The 19348-nt window shown below is 65.1% G+C and carries 16 protein-coding genes and 1 pseudogene; 9 read left to right on the top strand and 8 right to left on the bottom strand.

The genetic code is table 11. The features are described from left to right. Window positions 1–50 precede the first annotated feature (50 nt). Window positions 51–1346 carry a Rieske 2Fe-2S domain-containing protein gene (locus P0Y64_12195; GenBank protein ID WEK42151.1) on the bottom strand — a complete coding sequence of 432 codons (1296 nt, stop codon included), beginning with the start codon at window positions 1344–1346 and terminating at the stop codon, window positions 51–53. A gap of 142 nt (window positions 1347–1488) precedes the next feature. On the opposite strand from P0Y64_12195, the gene P0Y64_12190 reads away from it, so the two are divergent. Further along, window positions 1489–2679 (top strand): Gfo/Idh/MocA family oxidoreductase, encoded by a 1191-nt coding sequence (locus tag P0Y64_12190; protein ID WEK42150.1) that lies wholly within the window; start codon window positions 1489–1491, stop codon window positions 2677–2679. After that, entirely contained in the window at window positions 2676–3668 is a 993-nt protein-coding gene (locus P0Y64_12185) for an ABC transporter substrate-binding protein (GenBank protein WEK42149.1), read from the top strand. Before P0Y64_12190 ends, P0Y64_12185 begins: the two co-directional genes overlap by 4 nt. Before the next feature lie 126 nt (window positions 3669–3794). Here the strand turns inward: P0Y64_12185 and P0Y64_12180 are convergent, their stop codons facing one another. After that, on the bottom strand, window positions 3795–4262 hold the full coding sequence (locus P0Y64_12180; protein WEK42148.1) for a MarR family transcriptional regulator: 468 nt from the start codon (window positions 4260–4262) through the stop codon (window positions 3795–3797). 215 nt (window positions 4263–4477) lie between these two features. On the opposite strand from P0Y64_12180, the gene P0Y64_12175 reads away from it, so the two are divergent. Genes P0Y64_12175 through P0Y64_12165 form a run of 3 tightly spaced genes read left to right on the top strand, consistent with a single transcriptional unit; the run spans window position 4478 to window position 7360 of the window. Next, entirely contained in the window at window positions 4478–6112 is a 1635-nt protein-coding gene (locus P0Y64_12175) for a SulP family inorganic anion transporter (protein ID WEK42147.1), read from the top strand. After that, window positions 6093–6647, top strand: coding sequence for a ParB-like protein (locus P0Y64_12170; GenBank protein ID WEK42146.1), 555 nt, complete (start codon window positions 6093–6095; stop codon window positions 6645–6647). Before P0Y64_12175 ends, P0Y64_12170 begins: the two co-directional genes overlap by 20 nt. A 41-nt stretch (window positions 6648–6688) precedes the next feature. Then, complete coding sequence (locus tag P0Y64_12165; GenBank protein WEK42145.1) at window positions 6689–7360, top strand: response regulator transcription factor; 672 nt, start codon at window positions 6689–6691, stop codon at window positions 7358–7360. Between the two features lie 9 nt (window positions 7361–7369). On the opposite strand, the gene P0Y64_12160 is transcribed toward P0Y64_12165, so the two are convergent. From P0Y64_12160 to P0Y64_12150, 3 genes are read right to left on the bottom strand one after another with little or no spacing between them, the layout of a single operon-like run. Further along, window positions 7370–8797, bottom strand: a complete 1428-nt coding sequence (locus tag P0Y64_12160) for an efflux transporter outer membrane subunit (protein WEK42144.1) — start codon at window positions 8795–8797, stop codon at window positions 7370–7372. Next, window positions 8794–11964 carry a CusA/CzcA family heavy metal efflux RND transporter gene (locus tag P0Y64_12155; GenBank protein ID WEK42143.1) on the bottom strand — a complete coding sequence of 1057 codons (3171 nt, stop codon included), beginning with the start codon at window positions 11962–11964 and terminating at the stop codon, window positions 8794–8796. The genes P0Y64_12160 and P0Y64_12155 overlap by 4 nt, the downstream gene beginning before the upstream one ends. Continuing rightward, the gene (locus P0Y64_12150) at window positions 11961–13196 is read right to left on the bottom strand and encodes an efflux RND transporter periplasmic adaptor subunit (protein WEK42142.1); all 1236 of its coding nucleotides are present in this window, start codon (window positions 13194–13196) and stop codon (window positions 11961–11963) included. The genes P0Y64_12155 and P0Y64_12150 overlap by 4 nt, the downstream gene beginning before the upstream one ends. A 219-nt stretch (window positions 13197–13415) precedes the next feature. Between P0Y64_12150 and P0Y64_12145 the strand changes: the two genes are divergently transcribed. Next, window positions 13416–14441 (top strand): DUF4118 domain-containing protein, encoded by a 1026-nt coding sequence (locus tag P0Y64_12145; GenBank protein ID WEK42141.1) that lies wholly within the window; start codon window positions 13416–13418, stop codon window positions 14439–14441. Here P0Y64_12145 and P0Y64_12140 read toward each other — a convergent pair. After that, window positions 14412–14858, bottom strand: coding sequence for a (deoxy)nucleoside triphosphate pyrophosphohydrolase (locus tag P0Y64_12140; GenBank protein WEK42140.1), 447 nt, complete (start codon window positions 14856–14858; stop codon window positions 14412–14414). The genes P0Y64_12145 and P0Y64_12140 overlap by 30 nt on opposite strands. Before the next feature lie 39 nt (window positions 14859–14897). Between P0Y64_12140 and P0Y64_12135 the strand changes: the two genes are divergently transcribed. After that, window positions 14898–15104 carry a Flp family type IVb pilin gene (locus P0Y64_12135; protein WEK42139.1) on the top strand — a complete coding sequence of 69 codons (207 nt, stop codon included), beginning with the start codon at window positions 14898–14900 and terminating at the stop codon, window positions 15102–15104. Window positions 15105–15242: 138 nt separating this feature from the next. Next, complete coding sequence (locus P0Y64_12130; GenBank protein WEK42138.1) at window positions 15243–15410, top strand: Flp family type IVb pilin; 168 nt, start codon at window positions 15243–15245, stop codon at window positions 15408–15410. Window positions 15411–15649: 239 nt separating this feature from the next. On the opposite strand, the pseudogene P0Y64_12125 reads toward P0Y64_12130, so the two are convergent. Together P0Y64_12125 and P0Y64_12120 are read right to left on the bottom strand one after the other, a co-directional pair. Continuing rightward, window positions 15650–16582 (bottom strand): annotated as a pseudogene (locus P0Y64_12125) (DUF5996 family protein). Between the two features lies 1 nt (window position 16583). After that, window positions 16584–17408, bottom strand: coding sequence for an alpha/beta hydrolase (locus tag P0Y64_12120; GenBank protein WEK42137.1), 825 nt, complete (start codon window positions 17406–17408; stop codon window positions 16584–16586). A 261-nt stretch (window positions 17409–17669) separates the two neighbouring features. Between P0Y64_12120 and P0Y64_12115 the strand changes: the two genes are divergently transcribed. Next, window positions 17670–19328 carry an FAD-dependent oxidoreductase gene (locus P0Y64_12115; GenBank protein WEK42136.1) on the top strand — a complete coding sequence of 553 codons (1659 nt, stop codon included), beginning with the start codon at window positions 17670–17672 and terminating at the stop codon, window positions 19326–19328. Window positions 19329–19348: the final 20 nt, after the last annotated feature.

Below are 19348 nucleotides of genomic sequence, written 5' to 3'. Positions count from 1 at the left end.
ATTTGTCATTCTGGCACCATGGGCGGGCCCGGCCTCACGCCGGGCAACGCTCAATCCGCTGCCACGGCGATCGCCTTTTCCTCGTCAGAGACATTGAGCACGCGCCAGTCGTCGCCCTTGGGAACCATGCCCTCGAACGACATGAGGCTGTCATGCGGGACGCGGGGCTCTGTCGTGCCGATCGCAGGCTCGCCGCGCGCCACGGCCTGCGCGGCGCGATACATCTGGGTGCGGAAGGTGAAGATCGCCTTGTCGCTCGATCCCAGCCGATCCTCGCTGCGATCCGCGATCGGGCCCATCGATTCCCACATAGCCATATCCTGCGTCGGGATGCCATAGATGCCGGTGAAGTCGCCCGCCCGCATCGCCGCGCGATCCTGCATATAATTGTTCCCGGCGTTGCGGACCTTGCGGAACGTCACCGGCTCGACATCCTTGCCGATCTCCGCGCCGCAGAACCGGCGCCACGCGTCCTGCGAAATGCCCTTCTCGGGATGCCAGGCGATCCAGTAGAACATGGTGTTCTCATCATCGATCGGCACCAGCATCTGGCTCAGATGATATTGATCGTTCGACGGGATATGGACGGTGAACGGCGCGACGAACAACGTCATGCGCACATAATCCTGCTTGTCGGCATCGACGATCGGCGTGCGGATCGCGACATAGCGAAAGCCGAAGGGCGTCTTCTGCACTTCGAGCCGCGGCGCCTTGTCGGCGGAGGGGCGCAGCCACGCGGTTTCGGTCGCGGTGGAACCATCCACCTCGGTCGCGGTCGGCATGTTGGTGGAATGCAGGCTGGAGCTGTGCGCTGAATCGATCGATCCCTCCAGCACCTGCGCCCAATTGCACGCGCCATGCATCTTCACGATGCTGATCTTGCCCGCCGGCGCCATCGCCCAATTGGGCGTCGCGAACGGCGTGACCTGCGCCGGATCGCCCATCCACACCCAGATGAAACCGCCCGCTTCATGCACCGGATAGGCTTTGGCCTTCATCGTTGTGCGCAATGTCGCATCGACCGGCTCCGACGACATGTCGACCGCATTGCCGTCAACGTCGAATTTCCAGCCGTGATACAGGCAGCGCAGGCCGCATTCCTCGTTGCGCCCGAAGGCAAGCGACGCACGGCGATGTGGGCAAAGCTCATCAAGCGCGCCGACGCGGCCATTGCTGTCGCGGAACACCACCATATTCTCGCCAAGCAGCCGCACCTTCAGCGGGGTGCAATCGGGCGTCGCGACTTCCTCGCTCATGCAGGCCGGCAGCCAGTGCTGGCGCATCAGTCGCCCCATCGGTGCCTCGCCCTGGACGCGGCAAAGAAGGTCGTTCTGTTCGGGTGTCATCGCCAATCCTCAATTCCTGCGCGGCGCGGTCGGTTCGATCCCGTCGAACCGCCACGGTCAAAATACTTCTATAGCGAAGCATTTTGACTTTCAAGCCTCGGACGGGTTAATCACGGATCGCGTTGAGAGGCTGCGAGGGGCGATGGACATAATTCGACTGGGGATCGTCGGGCTGGGGCGTGGCTTCATGCTCACGCAACCGGCACTCGTCGGCGACGCGCGTATTGTGCTGGCGGGGGCGGTCGATCCGCGCGCGGATGCGTGCCGGCAATTTGCCGCCGAATTTGGCGCGACGCCGTTCCCCTCGCTGGAGGCGATGCTCGCCGCGCCCGATATCGATGCCGTCTATATCGCCTCCCCGCACGAATATCATGCCGAACAGGCGATCGCGGCGCTGCGCGCGGGCAAGCATGTGCTGGTTGAGAAGCCGATGGCGACCAGCGTGAACGATTGCGCGGCGATGGCCGAGGCGGCGCGGCGCGCGAATCGCGTGCTCGTCGTCGGGCCAAGCCATGGCTTCGATGCCCCGGTGCGCGCCGCGGCCGATCTGATCGAAGCTGGCGTTTATGGCCCGCTGCGCCAGCTTCTCGCGTTCAACTTCACCGATTTCATGTACCGCCCGCGCCGCCCGGAGGAGCTTGATCCCGCGCGCGGCGGTGGCGTGGTCTATAGTCAGGCCGCGCATCAGATCGATGTGGTGCGGCGGCTGGTCGGGCGAAAGCTGCGCTCGGTTCGCGCCGTCACCGGCAATTGGGACGGCGCTCGCCCGAGCGACGGCGCCTATAGCGCGATGCTGTTTTTCGACGGCGGAGCGGCGGCCACCCTCTCCTATAGCGGCTATGCCCATTACGACAGCGACGAGCTGCTCGGCTGGATCGGCGAACTTGGCCACCCGAAGGATCCCGAAGCCTATGGCACGGCACGGCGCGCGCTTCGTCACCATTCGCCGCAGGACGAAATCGCCGCGAAGCTGGCACGCACTTATGGCGCGAGCCGGCAGCAGCCGGGATCGCCCGCCCCGCATCACGAACATTTCGGCTTCATCCTGGCGAGTTGCGAGCGCGCCGACATCAAGGTGCTGCCGACCGGCCTGATGCTTTATGCCGACGACGCGCGCGAATGGCGGCCGATCGCGCCGCCCGTCGTGCCCCGTCAGGCGGTGATCGACGAATTTGCCGCCGCGATCGGCGGCGCCCGCCCCGCGATCCATGATGGCCGCTGGGGGCTCGAAACCATGGCCGCGTGCGTCGCGCTGATCGATTCCGCCACCCGTCAGGCCGAAACATTCCCCGACACAATCATCGATACCGCGCTGGAGAAGATTACCCCATGAGCCGCGTCCCCCTTTCGTTCGCATGCTGGAATTATGACCGCACCGATGCGCTGCAGACCGGGCGCGTCCAGCCGGACGGCATCGATCTCAATTTCCAGGCGCTCGACGTCGAGGAAACTTTTTTCCGCATGCTACGCAATCGCGAATTCGATGCGGCGGAACTGTCGATGTCATCCTATTGCGTCACGCTGGGGCGCGATAATCCGGGCTTCATTGCGATCCCGGTGTTTCCCTCTCGCTTCTTCCGCCATTCGTGCATCTTCGTTTCGGCGAAAAGCGGGATCGAAAAGCCCAGCGACCTGATCGGCAAGCGGATCGGTGTGCCCGAATATCAGATGACCGCGCCGGTATGGATTCGCGGCATCCTGCAGGACGAATATGGCGTCGATCCCACATCGGTCACCTATGTCACCGGCGGCGAGGAGGAGCCGGGGCGCGAGGAGAAGTTGAAGCTCAACCTGCCCCCACAATTCAAGGTCGAGCCGATCGGGCCGACACAGACCCTCACCCGCATGCTGGCGGATGGCGAGATCGATGCGCTCCACACCGCGCGCGCGCCATCGACCTTCTATTCCGAGCCCGACAAGGTGCGCCGGCTGTTTCCCGATTTCGTCAACGTCGAGAAAGCCTATTTTGCCAAGACCGGCATCTTTCCGATCATGCATGTCGTCGCGATCCGCCGCGAAGTTTACGAGAAAAACCGCTGGATCGCGCAATCGCTTTACAAGGCGTTCGTCGAGGCCCAGCGGCTGAGCTACGAGCAATTGCTGGTTTCCGCCTCGCTCAAGACGATGCTGCCCTGGCAGATCGCGGCGGTGGAGGATACGATCGCCACGATGGGCAAGGAATGGTGGCCCTATGGCATCGGCCGCAACCGCCATGTGATCGAGACGTTCACCCGCTATCACCACGAACAGGGCCTGTCGCCGCGCCGTCTGACGATCGAAGAGATGTTCGCGCCGGAGACCTTCGCCGAGTTCAAGATCTAGCGCGGATCGACTTTAAGCAACTGCCCTCCCCCGGCCGCGTGCCGGGGGTAACCGCACGTCCCGCGCTTGCATCGGCGAGGCGCCGGCGCGGAACGGGCACGCCGCCCTTCTCTCGGCGGGTCGCTGTTATTCGCTGATGTCCTCGGCCAGATTGCTGGTGACCATCGCCAGCAGCTCGCGCAGCATTTTCACCTGCTCCTCGGTCATGTTGCGCGTGGCCAGTTCGTTGACCTCCGCGACATGGGGCAGCAATTGCTCCTCAAGCTCGCGGGCCTTGGGCGTGAGGAACACATGCAGCCGGCGCCGGTCCGTCGTGCTTTGCTCTCGGCGGACGAACCCCTTCTTTTCCATGCCGTTGATCGCCGTCACCACCGTCGGCTCATTGATACCGACCCGCCGGCTCAGTTCACGCTGCGTCACGCCGTCCTGCGCCCATAAGGCGCGAAGGAAGCGCCACTGGCCGGCGGTGACACCATAAGGCTGGGTCCGACGCTCGAGCGATCGCGTGAAAGAGCGAAACGCCATCCGCGTGAGATAGCCGATGCTGTTCGTGGTTTCCGCGTAAAAACTGATCGGATACATTTTCTTAGCCAAGGGAGCTCCACTGCTTCGCACCGTGCGCTTGACTTAGCGCGTCTTTGAACCCGAACGCAAAGATACTGGGAAATGGCGCCGGCACGCCTTGCAAGCGGGGCCGATACACGGCCGAAAGCGCAGAAACCTCATAAATATCACAGCCACTTGTCCTACCGATGGAACGGAGTAGCGTTACACGGATGGCACGAGCCGACGTTATCGCTGGCATATCGGTGGCGGGATTGCTGCTTCCCGAAGCCGTGGCCTATGCCAGCATCGCCGGGCTGGAACCGGCGCGCGCGATCGTCGCGGCGATCGCCGGATGCCTTGCCTATGGGGTGATCGGGCGCAGCCGCTTCGCGATCGTTTCCCCGACCTCCTCGTCCACGGCGATTCTGGCGGCGGCGCTCGCCGCCATGCCCGGAGACGCCGCATTGCGCACCACGTTGGCGACGGTGGCGGTTGCCTTCGCCGGCGTGTTGTTCCTGATCGCAGCGGCGCTGCGGCTCGGGGCACTGACGAGCTTTATCGCCCGCCCGGTGCTGCGCGGCTTCGCGCTCGGCCTCGCCATCACGATCATCCTGCGACAATTGCCGGCGATCACCGGCGTGGACGTGGCCGGCGGCAATCTGCTGAAGCTGATCGGGCGGTTGTTCGGAAACATCGGCGCGTGGCACGGCGCAAGCGTCGCGGCCGGCGTGATCGCGCTGGCGATGCTGCTCGCGCTGCGCCGCATCAGGGGCGTGCCGGCGGCGTTCGTCGTGCTGGCGCTGGGCATCGCCGCATCGATGCTGCTCGATCTTCCTGCACATGGCGTGAAGACCGTCGGGGATATCGTCATCGCGCCGCATCTGCCGACGATCCCGGATCTGACGTTCGGACAGGCGTCGCGGCTCGCTCAGCTCGTCGTGCCGCTGGCGTTGATCCTGTTCGCGGAAAGCTGGGGGACGATGCGCGCGCTCGCGCTGCGCCACGGCGACACGATCGACCCCGATCGCGAACTGGCGGCGATCGGCACTTCAAACCTCGCTGCCGCGCTGGTGCAGGGAATGCCGGTAGGGGCCGGTTTCTCCGCCGGCTCCGCGAGCGAGGGGGCGGGAAGCACCTCGCGCTGGACATCGGTATTCGCCGCGATCGCGCTGGCGCTGCTAGCATGGTTTGGGCGGCCGGCGATCGCGCATTTGCCGGATGCCGTGCTGGCGGCGGTGGTGATCGCCGCCCTCACCCACGCACTCTCGCCCACGCCGTTTCTCCATTTGTGGAAGATCGGCCGTGACGAGGTGATCGCCTTCGCGGCGGCTGCTTCGGTGCTGGCGTTCGGCGTGCTTGACGGGATGCTGGTGGCGATCGGCCTGTCGCTCGCCGCGTTGATCCAGCGCATGGCCGCGCCGCATATCGCCTCGTTGGGGCAGCTCGACAGCGGACACGATTTCGTCGATCTCGCGCGCCACCCGGAGGCGAAAGCGGTCCCCGGTGTCGAGATCCTCCGTCCGGCGCAACCGTTGTTCTTCGGCAATGCGGAGCGCGTCTTCGGCTCTGTGGAGCGTCGCCTGGGCGACAATCGTGCGCTGGTGCTGAGCCTGGAGGAAAGCAGCGATTTCGACAGCACCGCGCTCGACTGTCTGATAGAATTCGACGGAAAGTTGAAACAGGGCGGCATCCGATTGCAACTGGCGCGCGTTCACGATCACATTCGCGATCTTTTCCATCGTGCGGGTGAGGAAACGCTGATCGCGCGGAGCAGCTTCAGCGTCGCGGATGCGGTAATGACGATCAGAGGAGATGGTGATGCAGGAATGTCAGCCCTTTCTCCGTCCAACCCCGATAACGGACCTGCGCCCGACGCAGATGACGGTCGGGCTGCGTGAGGTCGCGCGCAAACGGCGCGATTGGGAAGAGCAATCGAAAAACGCCGGCGCGAACTTTCTCGCCCGCCATCTGGTACCCGCCGTGATGGGCCCGAAACAGCGGCCGTGGCTGGTCGACAATCATCACCTCACGCTCGCGCTGCATGATGCCGGGCAGAAAACGGTGCTGGTGCATATCATCGCCGATCTTAGCCACCTGCCGAACGATATGTTTCTGACGGTGATGGACAATCGCAGCTGGCTCCACCCCTTTGACGCAAAGGGCGTGCGGCAACCGGCCGAGGAACTTCCGAAGAAGATTACGAAGCTGGCCGATGATCCTTATCGTTCGCTGGCTGGCGAGCTGCGCCGCGCGGGCGGATATGCCAAGGACGATACGCCCTTTTCCGAGTTCCTATGGGCTGATTACCTGCGCCATCATATTAAGCCCGCGCTGGTCGCGGACGATTTCGACACCGCGGTGAAACAGGCGTTGAAGGCCGCCCGCAAACCCGATGCTTCCTATCTGCCGGGCTATGCCGCGCCACACGGCTGATATGCGTTGAACCGGCGACGCCATCATCGCATGAAGTCGCGATGAGATTGCTGATCATCGAGGACAATGTCGAGCTTGCGCAGACGATGGCCGAGGCGTTCGCGCGGCGCCATCTGCATTGCGATGTCACCCATGATGCGGGCGATGCGGAGATCCTGATCCGCACGACGCGCTATGCGCTCGTCATCCTTGATCTCGGCCTGCCGGACGAAGATGGGCTCGATCTGCTCCGCCGGTTGCGCGCGGGGCGACATAGCGAGCCGATCCTCGTCGTCACCGCGCGGGGCGAGGTGGAAAACCGTATTCGCGGACTGAGCGCCGGGGCGGACGATTACATGTCCAAGCCGTTCCATTTCGACGAACTGCACGCCCGCGTGCTCGCGATCCTGCGGCGTGACTCAGGATATAAGGATCGCCTGCTTCAGGCCGGCGCGCTGGAACTGGATACCGAGGCCCGGCAATTCCGCGTCGATGGCGCACTGCTCGAATTTTCGGTGCGCGAGGGGGAATTGCTGGAGCTGCTGATGCGGCAACTCGATCGCGTGGTGCCGAAACGCGTGCTGGAAGATCAGTTGTTCGGTGCGGGCGACGCTTTGGGATCGAATGCGGTGGAGGTTTATATCCACCGCATTCGCCGCCACCTGAAGGATGCCGGGCTGGCGCTCACCGTGCAGACGGTGCGCGGCGTCGGCTATATGCTGCAAACCACCTGAGCTTGGGCGTCAACGTGTCGCTACCGGCGTGCCACATGCCTGGAACAACGCCACCGTATCGGTGAGCCGTGCCGCCGCCGCCTGAATGCGCTGCGCCCTCGCCTGGGATGCCGCCGACGACGCGTTGAGCAACGCCAGCGTACCGACGGCGCCAAGCTCCATCTGCCGGCGCGTCATCGTCAGCGTTCGGCTCGCGGCATCGTCCGCGCGGGTCGCGGCGTCGAGCGCGGCGGCATCGTTGCGCAAGCCGGACAGCGCATCATCTACATCGAGGAAGGCCTGTAGCGCCGCGGCGCGATATTGCGCCTTGGCGGCATCAAGCGCCGCCTCCGCCGCACGCTGCTTGTGGCGCATCTCGCCCGAATGGAAGATCGGCTGCGTGATGCCGCCGATCAATGAGAAGAACGGATTGCCGCTGGCGAACATGTCGAGGAAGCGCGTGGAGGAGCCCCCCGCCGCGCCGCTGAGCATGATCGAGGGCAGACGCGCCGCGATCGCCGCGCCGACATCCGCCGCCGCGCCGCGCATCTGCGCTTCGGCCGCGCGCACATCCGGCCGATGCGCGACGATATCGGCGGGCAGCGAGACCGGCAGGTCCGCGGGCAGGTGCAGTTCGTCGATCGTCGGCAGCTCGGGCAGCGCCGATCCGGCCGGTCGGCCGAGCAGCGAGGCGATCAACCCCGCCTGATGATCGCGCTGCCGCTCCAGCGCCGGCAGCGTCGCCTCGACATTGGCGAGGACGGTCTGTTGCGCGGCCACGTCCACCAGCCCGACATCGCCCAGCACGCGGCGGCGTTCGAGCATCGCGACGAGCGCGCGATTGTCCTCGATCGCCTTCCGCGTCGCGGCCACCTGCGCGTCGAGCGCGGCGCGCTCGATCACCGCGACGACCAGATTGGAGACCGCCGATATCTGCGCTGCCTCCAGTCGATGCCCCGCGACCTCCGCTGCGGCGCGCGCGGATCGCACCGCGTTGCGCCCCGCACCGAACAGGTCGAGCGGATAGGCCACCGTCACCTGCGCGGTATGGAGCGTGTAAAGATAGGTGGACGCGTCGGACAACGGCCCGGACAGCGCGTTCGAAACCCGCACCCGCTCCGCCTGATAACCGGCGTCGACCTGTGGCCCCTGCGCCCCGCTGGTGGCGCGCGCCTGCTCCCGCGCCTGCCGGAGATTGGCGTCGGCGGTCGCCAGATCCTCATTGTGCGCCAGCGCCAGCTGCACCAACGCATCGAGCTTCGCGCTGCCGAACGCGTGCCACCATTGGTCAAGCGCGGGCGCGCCAACCTCCAGCCGCTGTGCCGCCCCACTGACCGGCGCGATCGTCGCGGAGGCGCGCGCCGGCGGCAATGGCACTTCCGTTCCGGGATGCGCGGGGGTCATCGTGCAGCCGGCGAGCAGCGCGGCCAGCGCGGATATGGAAAGAACGCGCATCATGCCGGCTCCATCGGCGTCTCATCCGTCTCGTCGTGGCGAGCCCGATGCACGACGCCGCCACGATGACGGGAAAAGCGCACGATCAACACCGGCAAGACCATCATGATCAGGATCGGCGCCAGCGTCATCCCGCCGACCACCACCAGCGCGAGCGGCTTTTGCACCTGACTGCCGATCCCTGAGGAAATGGCGGCGGGCAGCAGGCCGATCGCGGCGGCGAGACACGTCATCACCACCGGCCGCAGGCAATGGCGCACCGTCACCGCGATCGCCTCGTCGCGGGTCAGCCCTTCGTTGATCTGCCCGTTGAAGGTGGAGACGACAAGGATGCCGTCCATCACCGCGATCCCGAACAAGGCGACGAACCCGATTGCGGCGGAGATGCTGAACGGCGTCCCCGTCAGCGCCAATGCCAGCACGCCGCCGATCAACGCCATCGGGATCACGCTGAACGCCAGCATCGTATCGCGGATCGAACCGAAATTGGCGAACAGCAGGACGAGGATCAGCAACAGGCTGATCGGCACCACGATCTGAAGACGCGCGACCGCGCTGGCGAGATTGCCCAGTTCGCCCGCCCATTCGAGGTGATAGCCCGGCGGCAGATCGACATGCTTGGCGATCCGCGCCTTCACTTCGTCCACCGTGCTGCCGAGATCGCGGCCGCGCACGCTGAACTTGATCGGGACATAGCGTTCCTGATGTTCGCGATAGATGAACGACGCGCCGGAGGTCAGGCGGATCTTCGCCACTTCGGACAGCGGCACCTGGATCACCCCATTGCCGCTGGGCGATGGCGCGCCGACGGTGATGCGATTGAGCGCCTCGATATCGTTGCGCTGGGTGGGATCGAGCCGCACGACGATCGGGAAATAGCGATCGGTGTCTTTCTCATAAAGGTTGGCGGTGGATTGGCCGCCGACCGCTGCCGAGATCGTCTGGTTGATATCGTCCGGCGACAGGCCATAGCGCGCCGCCGCCACCCGATCGATATCGATGCGCACGGTCGGCTGGCCGAGCGAATTGGACACGCCGAGATCGGCGATGCCGCGCACCTGCGCCATCTGCGCCTTGATTTGCCCGGCGACCTTTTCGAGCGTTTCCAGATCGTTGCCGAACACCTTGATCGAATTGGCGCCCTTCACGCCCGACGATGCCTCATCGACATTGTCCTGAATATATTGCGAGAATTCGAAATCGACGCCGGGATAACGCGCCTGCAATTTCTGCTGCAGCTCGGCGGTGAGCTTCTCCTTGGTCGCGCCGGCCGGCCAATCCTCCGCCGGCTTCAGCGGCGCGTAGAATTCCGCGTTGAAAAAGCCGGTTGCGTCCGTCCCGTCGTCCGGGCGGCCATGCGTGGAAACGACGCGCTCCACCTCCGGGCGATCGGCGATGATGCGGCGGATGCCATTGACCACCGGCTGCCCCGCCTCAAGCGAGATCGACGCGGGCAATGTTCCACGGATGTAGAGATTGCCCTCTTCCAGATGCGGCAGGAATTCCACGCCCAGCGCGCGCACCGCGAACAGCGAGGCGGCGAGCGCCAGCCCGGTGATGCCGAGCGTCAACACGCGATTGGCAAGCGCGAACGACACCGCCGGCTCGGCCAGCCGCTTCAGGTGACGGACGACCCATGTATCCACCTCGGCCAGCTTGTCCGGCAGCAGCAGCGCCGACAATACCGGCGCGACGGTGACGGCGGCGACCAGCCCCCCGGCGATGGCATAGGCATAGGTCTTCGCCATCGGACCGAAGATATGCCCCTCCACCCCCGTCAGCGTGAACAGCGGCAGGAAACTCGCGATGATGATCGCTGCGGCGAAAAAGATGCCCCGGCTCACATCGCTCGAGGCGTGGAGGATCGCGGAGAAACGGTTGGCGTTGCTCGCATGGATGCGGCCGCTGCCGATATCGTGCGATCGCTCGACCATCCGGCGGAAGATCGCTTCCACCATGATCACCGCCGCATCGACGATCAGCCCGAAATCTAGCGCGCCGAGTGACAGCAGATTGGCGGATTCGCCTTGCAGGATCAGCACCAGCACCGCGACCGACAGCGCGAACGGGATCGTTACGGCAACGATCAGCGCGCTGCGCAGATTGCCGAGAAACAGCCATTGCAGGATGAAGATCAGCAGCACCCCGGCGACCAGATTGTGCATCACCGTATGCGTGGTGACGCCGATCAGGTTCGAGCGATCGTAGATGCGTTCCAGCCGCACGCCGGGCGGCAGCACGTCCCCGGCATTGATCGTCTCCACCTCTTTCTCGACCGCGCGGATCGCCGGCATCGACTTGGCGCCGCGCTGCATCAGCACGATCCCCATGACGATATCGCTGTCCTGCCCGTCGCCCGCGATGCCCAAACGTGGCATGTTGCCGATCTTCACCGTGCCCACGTCGCGCAGCAGGACGGGAACGTTGCCAGCGGTGCCGACGAAGGTATCGCGGATCGCATCGACCGACTGGATCAGCCCGACGCCGCGCACGATCGCCGCCTGTTCGCCGAAGTTCACCGTCTGGCCGCCGACATTACTGTCGCTCTTGCCGATCGCCGCCAGCACTTCCGAAACGGTGATGCCGTGTGCGATCAGCCGGTCGCGATCGAGCTGCACCTCATAGGTGCGCAGCTTGCCGCCCCAGCCGGTGACATCGACCACGCCGGGCAGGCGTTTGAAGCGACGTTGCAACACCCAATCCTGCAACGTCTTCAGGTCCATCACCGAATAGCCGGGCGGCCCCACCACGCGATAGCGATAGATTTCGCCGATCGGGCTGGTCGGGGAGATCGTCGGTTGTGCGCCGTTCGGCATCGGCGGAATTTGCGAGAGGCGGCCGAGCACCAGTTGCTCCGCCTCGCGGAACGTCACGTCATAGCTGAACTGGATCTTCACGTCGGACAGGCCGAACAGCGAGATCGAGCGCACCGCCGTCAGGTTCGGCAGGCCCGCGATCGCCACCTCGATCGGGGTGGTGACGTTGCGCTCCATTTCCTCGGCCGAGGTGCCGTCGCTCTGCGTCAGCACCTCCACCATCGGTGGAACGGGATCGGGATAGGCCTCGATATTGAGGTTCGCGAAGCCCACCGCGCCGGCCATGATCAGCCCGACAAGCAGCGTCAGCACGAGCATCCGCTGGCGCAGCGCCAGCTCGACCAGCCGGTTCATTGATCGAGGCCCGCCTCGTTCACGAACAGCGCGCCGGCCGTCACCACGCGGTCGCCCGGCTTCAGGCCGCTGGTTATGCGGGTAAGGCCGCCCTCGCTCGGCCCGGTAGTGACCGTGCGGGCGTAGAGCAATTTGTCACGCCCCTCGATCCATACACGGGCATTGTCGCCTTCATGGATCACCGCCGATGCCGGCACGAGGATCGCATCGTCACCTGCCGTCTGTCGCCGGATCGCGAACGATGCGAACATCTGCGGCTTGAGCGCGCCGTCCGGGTTGCTGATCGACGCACGCACCGGCAGGCGATGGCTGTTCGGATCGAGCGCGGCACCGACATTGTCGATCCGCGCGTCGAAGGTTCGGCCGGGCAAGGCCGGGGTCGTCACCTGCACCTGATCGCCGACGCGCACGGAGGCGACATCGCCCTCCGCCACCTGTGCGATCAGCCACACCCGCGATGGATCGGTGATCGTGAGCAGCGGCGTGGTGCTGCCGGCGGCGATGAACTGGCCGGGCGCGACGCTGCGATCGGCGATCAAACCGCCCACAGGCGCACGATACACGGTCGCCGGCTGCCCCGCCGGGCCATCGCCGTTCCCGCGCCGCCCGAAGATCGCGAGATGGTTTTGCGCCGCACGGACGGCGGACTCGGCGGTGCTCAGCGCGGATTGCGCCGCCACCCGATCGGCCTCGGCCTGGGTATAATCCTTTTGCGCGCCCCCGGCGGTTTCGAAGATCGCCTTCTGTCGCGCGGCACTTGCGGTCGCGACGCGCAGCGCCTCGGCCGCGGTCGCGCGCTGGGCAGTGGCCGCTTGCAGCGCATTGCGCGCGTCCACCATCTCCGGCGAGGCGATACGGAGCAGCGGCTGCCCCTGCACGACGCGCTGACCCGGCTCGACATAGACCGCCATGATCTGCCCGGAGAACGGCAGTAACACCGGCGTGCTGCGATCCCCATCCACCGCGATCGCGCCGCTCGCGCGCACGAGCTGGGCATTCGCACCGCTCCGCACCGGCGCGATGGTGAGTTGTTTCAATTGCTGTGCCGTTGGCCTGAACGCGCCGGCCGGCAACTTCTCCGGCGGCGCCGGCTGCGTGGAAAACAACAGGCGCGTGCCCGCCACGAGCAACAGCACCACAACCAGCGCCGCCAGGGCGAGCCCCACCAGCCGTATCTGCCCGCCCCGGCTGATCGAGCGGCTCGGCGGCAATGGGGCAATGGATTCGGACATGTCGGTCAAGCGCCCTGCTCGCTGCTGGCTGTTGTTATCGCTCGCCGATCGACGAGCCCGTTTCGGGCGCTTTATTTGCTAGCGCTTACATGGACATTACGCCACTTCCACCGCGCGTCGAGCGGAGTAAGGCCAGCGTAAGCAAGCAGGCGCATACTCGCACCCGATCAGCACGTGTCTGGAAATCAGTTCGCTTCGGGGCTGGTGGGAGAAACTGCCGTGACGCCCTTGCTCCGCCGCTCGCTCTTCCTGTCTGCAGGCGCGCTTGCGTTGATTGCGGCGGTGACATTCGGGATGGTGCATTTCGCGCCCGAACACCTCCGCTTGCTGTTCATTTTCATGGCCCTGGCATTCGTCGTGATCGCGATTGCGGGAGGGCGCGGACCGGGGCTGGCGGGCGTGGGATTCGGCACGCTGGCGCTTGCCTTCGCGCTTCCCGGCCAGGGGCTGGCCGTGCCCGATCCCACCGATGCCCTGGGGCTGATCGCGACCGTGATCCTCGGGCTACTCGTCTCATGGTATGCGGGCCGCGCGAAACGCGAGCATGATCTGCTGACCTCCGAATTGCGATTCGCCCGTGCCGCGCAGGATCGCTCCGCCGCCCTGTTGCGCGAATTGTCGCATCGTCTGGCGAATGATCTTTCGATGCTGGTTTCCACCGCGACGATGACCGCGCGGCAATCGGACAATCCCGAAACGGCGGCCGCGATCGACAGCATCGTCTCGCGCATGGTGGTGCTGGGCCGCGTCTATCAGCGTCTGCGAGTGGATGAGGCGACCAGCGAGCGGGTGGATTTGAGCGCCTTCCTCGGCAATTTGTGCGACGATATGCGGCTGACGCGCTTCAACATGCGCCCGATCGCCCTCCGGCTGGAGGCGGACAAATGCGCGGTGCCACTGTCTCAGGCGGTGATCATCGGGCTGATCACCAATGAATTGCTGACCAATATCGCGAAACACTCCTATCCCGATGATCGCCCCGGCAACGTCGCCGTGCTTCTGCGGCCCCACCCCTTTCGTCCCGACGCGATGCAATTGACGGTGAGTGACGATGGGATCGGTTTGGCCGCCGCGCCGATCGAAAAGGGGCATATGGGGCAAAGGCTGGTCGCGGCGCTTGCCTCACAACTTGGCGGGGATATCGCGCTCGCACGCCGCGAAGGGAAGACAATCGCGACCCTTCATTTTCCGCTCGCGATCGCCCGGCGCGACAGATCAATCGCCGACGACGCGCCCGAACTCTGACGGTTGCTCGCGCCCCGCGCGCAAAGCCGCCGCAAGCGGAATGTCCGCCGAAGGCATGGGCAAGACGGAAAGCGAATCCACATCTTCCCAGCGCAGCGCCGCCGCCTCCAGCGGTTGCGGCGATCCGATCCAGCGCCGGCAGCGATAGAGCATCAGGATCATGTGCCGCTCGCCACGGGGTTCGCTAGCGAACGTAACCGGCGCGAGATCGCCCGGCGCCACCGTAATGCCCAGTTCCTCGTGCAGTTCCCGGCACAGCGCGGCTTCGGGCGACTCGCCGCGCTCGATCTTTCCGCCGGGGAACTCCCACAGGCCGGCCAGTGTTTTTCCCTCCGGCCGGCGCTGCACCAGCACGCGACCAGCCGCGTCGGTTAGCGCGACGGCGACGACGGGAAAAAGTTCGATTTCGGGAAGCATGTCGACATTTCGTTAAGGGTGATCTGTCATCTTTAACCCATGTTCGCGAAGTGGCCATCACGTCCCGCACGGAATCGCAGTGTTCGCGCGCACCTGTGGCGCGATCGCCGCGGTGCGACGGCGATCGAATATGGCCTGATCCTTGCGGTGATCGTGATCGCGATGATCGCCAGCTTCATGGAGGTCGCGTCAGCGACCACCGACATGTGGAACAATGTCAGCACCAAGGTCTCGAAAGCGAGCTGAGCTTTCGTTTTGCGGCGACAAAGATTTTTCGCCCTTAAACATTCCTCAACCTCAACATTCTATCGATTCGCTTGCTGGATAGGGGACCCTCGATTCAGCCGGGTGACTGAAGCTTTGGACTAGCATTGGAGATCGAACATGCAGAAGATCCGCACTTTCCTGAAGAATTCCAAGGGCGCCACCGCGATTGAATACGGCCTGATCGCCGCGCTCATCGCCGTTGCAGCCATTTCCGCGATGACGACCCTGGGCGGCAAGCTGTCCTCGACGTTCAGCAACGTTTCTTCGAACCTGAAGACCTCGTAAGCTTCAGCGTTTCAAAGACGAAAAGGGGCGGCGAACTTCGGTTCGTCGCCCTTTTTCGTATGTCCGCGCGGTTTGCGGAGGATCGCCGCCCGACGGTCTCGCGCTTCATCGGCGCTGATCCGGGTTTGGCCGGGCAGCGACGGCCGGAGTCGAAGCACCCGCGCCAACAGTGATGGCCCGCTTCGGGGGCAGATATATCGCCCTGCTCCATGCACCTGAACCACGATGCCTCGTCAGGATTATCCCTTCACGACGCGTGGTCGACCGGGAAGCCCCAGCGAACATTCAAGCGCCGTTCGATCCCAACGGCCGCAATCGGCCGCGGCCGTGTAGCTGGCGGTGAGGAATTCGAGCAGCAGCGCGCCGGGGTCCGGCGCATTACGCACTACGTCGTATCGCAAAACGAACTCGCCAAGCGTGGAATCGAACGCTGCGCCCGCTGGCATCGGATGCGTGCGGAAGCCGGGCGGTTCGGGATAGGCATAGGAATAAAAGGCGGCGTGCGGGTAAGGGTCGCTTCCGGGCCAGAAGCCGGCGCTGCTGAGTTCGTGCGAATAGGCTTCGCGCGTCACCTCGTCCGGCAGTCCCGGCACGCCACCCGGATGAAGCGGCGCGCGCCGCCCCGAAAAGCGCGTCACCGCAAGATCGAAGCTCCCTCAAAACAGATGTACCGGGCTGGCCTTGCCCAGAAATCCGCTGCGAAACAGTCCGAACACCTGGCTCACCCGAACAAGCACCTGCCAGAAGCGCCACGCGGCGTCGGGGTCATAGCTGGCATGTGTGTGATCCTGGTCGAACGGGATCGGATCGGGCACCTCGTTGGGCAGCGGATTGATCGCGACCGTCACATCCAGTGCCGCCAGCAGCTCCTGGTAAAATGTCGCGACCGATATCGGGCGCAGCGCCACGGTTCGCACAGCCCCGCCGCTGTGACGGCAGACGAGACGATGGTCGACAAAATCGAATTCGATGTCGATCAGCGCATCCCCGCACGGGATGCTCGACGTCCCCAGCCCGCGCGCGGTAACATAAAGCGGCACCTGCCAGCCGTGATTAAGCCACGGCGTGAGCGCGAGCCGGATCTTGCCGACGATTTGCACCCAAAGCTGCAACGTCAGAGCCGTATCGCGCCACGCGGGGAAATCCAGATCCGGCCAGCCGTGCTCTCGCATCTTAGCCGCGGATAAAGGCGAGGAGGTCCGGGTTGATCGTCTCCGCGTGGGTGGTGCACATGCCGTGCGGGAAGCCGGGATAGGTCCTGAGCGCGCCATGCTTGAGCAGCTTGACCGTTAGTGGCGCGGAATCGGCATAGGGGACGATCTGATCGTCATCGCCGTGCATGACGAGCACAGGCACGTCGATCGCCTTCAGATCATCGGTAAAATCGGTCTCCGAGAAAGCGGCGATGCAATCATATTGCGCCTTGGCGCCGCCGATCATTCCCTGCCGCCACCAATTGTTGATAACGCCTTGCGATACCTTCGCGTTTGGACGGTTGAAGCCGAAGAACGGGCCGCTCGGCACCTCGATATAGAGTTGCGCGCGATTGGCCATGAGCTGCGCGCGGAAACCGTCGAACACCTCGATCGGGAGCCCGCCGGGGTTCTTGTCCGACCGAAGCATGATCGGCGGAACCGCGCTGATCAGCACCGCCTTGGAAACGCGACCGGGCTCGGCGCGCGCGACATAGCGGGCGACCTCGCCCCCGCCGGTCGAATGGCCGATATGAACCGCGCCCCGCAGATCGAGCGCGGCGGCCAGTTCGATCACATCCGCGGCGTAAGTGTCCATGTCATTGCCGATCGCGGTCTGCGTCGAGCGACCGTGACCACGGCGATCATGCGCGATCACGCGATAGCCTTCACCCAGGAAGAACAGCATCTGCGCATCCCAATCGTCCGCGCTGAGCGGCCAGCCATGATGGAAGACGATCGGTTGCCCCGTTCCCCAATCCTTGTAGAAGATTTCGGTGCCGTCTTTCACGGTGATGCGAGGCATGGATCGATCCTTCCGTTGGCGCGGCCGGCGGGGCTGCGGCGCGGTTGCTGACAAAAGACTCGGATGACTGGCCCGTGGGCGAGCGAAAATACCGCACGCCGCGGCCCATCGATATACGGGATATTGCGGTAGCTGTTTGACGACGCACGCAAGGCGTGGGACCATCCCCGCCGATATCGCGGAGGCGGCTGGCATGCTTGTTCTCGCACTTGTCATCGGCATCGAAGCAGCGTTGGCAACGCCCCTGATCGGCGGACACGCATGAGCACGCTTGGCACCCGCGAATATCAGATGTTCCCCGTGCTCGACGCTGCGCAGATGGAGACGGCATCGCGCTTCGCCAGCGGCCCCGCGCGCGCGTTCGCGCCGAACGAGCTGGCCTATGCCATCGGTGAACAGGGCGCCCCGGCGTGGCTGGTGCTGGCGGGAACGATCCATGTCACGCGCCGTGACGGATTGAGCCGTGAGGCGGTCGTCACCGTCCATGGCGTTGGTCAGTTGAGCGGAGAGGTCAACCAGCTTTCGGGGCGACCTTCCATGGCCAACGGGCGCGCCGGCCCGGACGGGTGCACCGCATTGCCGTTCGACGCTGCGCATTTGCGCGCGCTGATGGTGGGATCGGCCGAGGTTGGCGAAATCGTCATGCGCGCGCTGATCCTGCGCCGGGTCGGCCTGATCGAGGAAGGTGGCGCGGGCACCATTCTGATCGGCATACCGGGCAGCCCCGACATCACCCGGATTCAGGGGTTTCTGACCCGCAGCGGCTACCCCAATCTCGTCCTCGACGCCGCTTCGGACGAGGAAGGCAAGGCATTGGTGGAGCGCATCGGCGTGCAGCCGGACGAATTGCCGCTGATCGTCTGCCCTAGCGGCTCGATCCTGAAGCGGCCAAGCAATGCCGAGGTTGCCGCCTGCCTTGGCATGACACCCGATCTCGATCCGGAAATGCTCTACGACGTGGCGATCGTCGGCGCGGGGCCCGCCGGGCTCGCCGCCGCCGTTTATGCCGCCTCGGAAGGGCTGTCGGTGATCGTGCTCGACGAACGCGCGATGGGCGGACAGGCGGGAGCGTCCGCACGGATCGAAAACTATCTCGGCTTCCCGACCGGCATTTCGGGACAGGCACTCGCCGGGCGCGCGTTCAATCAGGCGTTGAAGTTCGGTGCCGAGATCGCGATCCCGCTCGAGGTGATGCGGCTGGATTGTGGCTATGAAGGCGGCCCCGGCGACCCGCTGGCGCTCGAACTGCCGGGCGATCGCCGCATCCGATCGCGCACGGTCATCATCGCGTCGGGCGCGCGCTATCGCCGGCCCGACATTCCCAATCTCGCGATGTTCGAGGGCGCCGGCATTTCCTATTGGGCATCGCCGATCGAGGCGAAATTATGCGCTGGTGAAGAAGTGGCGCTGGTCGGTGGAGGCAATTCCGCCGGGCAGGCGGTGGTGTTTCTCGCCCCTCGGGTGAAGCGGCTGCATCTGATCGTGCGGCGCGATCTGTCGGCGACGATGTCGCGCTATCTGATCGATCGCATCGCGGCGCTGCCGAACGTCACCGTGCATGTCGGCACCGAGATTGCGGGGCTCGAAGGCGATGCCGCGAGCGGCCTGAAGGCCGCGATCTTCCGCAACCGGGCGGATGGCAGCACGGATCGCCGTGCGCTGCGCCACATCTTCCTGTTCATCGGCGCAGACCCCAATGCCGGCTGGCTGCAGGACTGCGTGGAGACCGATGGCAAGGGGTTCGTGGTGACCGGCCGGTCGACACTGCCGCTGGAAACGAGCCGGGGCGGCGTGTTCGCGATTGGCGACGTCCGTGCCGGCTCCACCAAGCGCGTCGCCGCCGCCGTGGGCGAAGGCGCGGCGGTGGTCGCCCAGATTCACATCGCGCTGGCGAAGCGCGCTCCCCCGGAGACAGGATGATGGCAGGCTGTATCCACAGG

Source organism: Candidatus Sphingomonas colombiensis, assembly GCA_029202845.1.
Classification (GTDB): Bacteria; Pseudomonadota; Alphaproteobacteria; order Sphingomonadales; family Sphingomonadaceae; genus Sphingomonas; species Sphingomonas colombiensis.
This window is presented reverse-complemented; position numbering and strand designations above follow the sequence as displayed.

Excerpts from the sequence above, each read along its gene's own strand:
- P0Y64_12185 (WEK42149.1), top strand. The coding sequence starts at position 2,676 with ATGAGCCGCGTCCCCCTTTCGTTCGCATGCTGGAATTATGACCGCACC.
- P0Y64_12165 (WEK42145.1), top strand. The coding sequence starts at position 6,689 with ATGAGATTGCTGATCATCGAGGACAATGTCGAGCTTGCGCAGACGATG.
- P0Y64_12140 (WEK42140.1), bottom strand. The coding sequence starts at position 14,858 with ATGCTTCCCGAAATCGAACTTTTTCCCGTCGTCGCCGTCGCGCTAACC.
- P0Y64_12195 (WEK42151.1), bottom strand. The coding sequence starts at position 1,346 with ATGACACCCGAACAGAACGACCTTCTTTGCCGCGTCCAGGGCGAGGCA.
- P0Y64_12115 (WEK42136.1), top strand. The coding sequence starts at position 17,670 with ATGAGCACGCTTGGCACCCGCGAATATCAGATGTTCCCCGTGCTCGAC.
- P0Y64_12170 (WEK42146.1), top strand. The coding sequence starts at position 6,093 with ATGACGGTCGGGCTGCGTGAGGTCGCGCGCAAACGGCGCGATTGGGAA.
- P0Y64_12120 (WEK42137.1), bottom strand. The coding sequence starts at position 17,408 with ATGCCTCGCATCACCGTGAAAGACGGCACCGAAATCTTCTACAAGGAT.
- P0Y64_12160 (WEK42144.1), bottom strand. The coding sequence starts at position 8,797 with ATGATGCGCGTTCTTTCCATATCCGCGCTGGCCGCGCTGCTCGCCGGC.
- P0Y64_12130 (WEK42138.1), top strand. The coding sequence starts at position 15,243 with ATGCAGAAGATCCGCACTTTCCTGAAGAATTCCAAGGGCGCCACCGCG.
- P0Y64_12135 (WEK42139.1), top strand. The coding sequence starts at position 14,898 with ATGTTCGCGAAGTGGCCATCACGTCCCGCACGGAATCGCAGTGTTCGC.
- P0Y64_12190 (WEK42150.1), top strand. The coding sequence starts at position 1,489 with ATGGACATAATTCGACTGGGGATCGTCGGGCTGGGGCGTGGCTTCATG.
- P0Y64_12155 (WEK42143.1), bottom strand. The coding sequence starts at position 11,964 with ATGAACCGGCTGGTCGAGCTGGCGCTGCGCCAGCGGATGCTCGTGCTG.
- P0Y64_12150 (WEK42142.1), bottom strand. The coding sequence starts at position 13,196 with ATGTCCGAATCCATTGCCCCATTGCCGCCGAGCCGCTCGATCAGCCGG.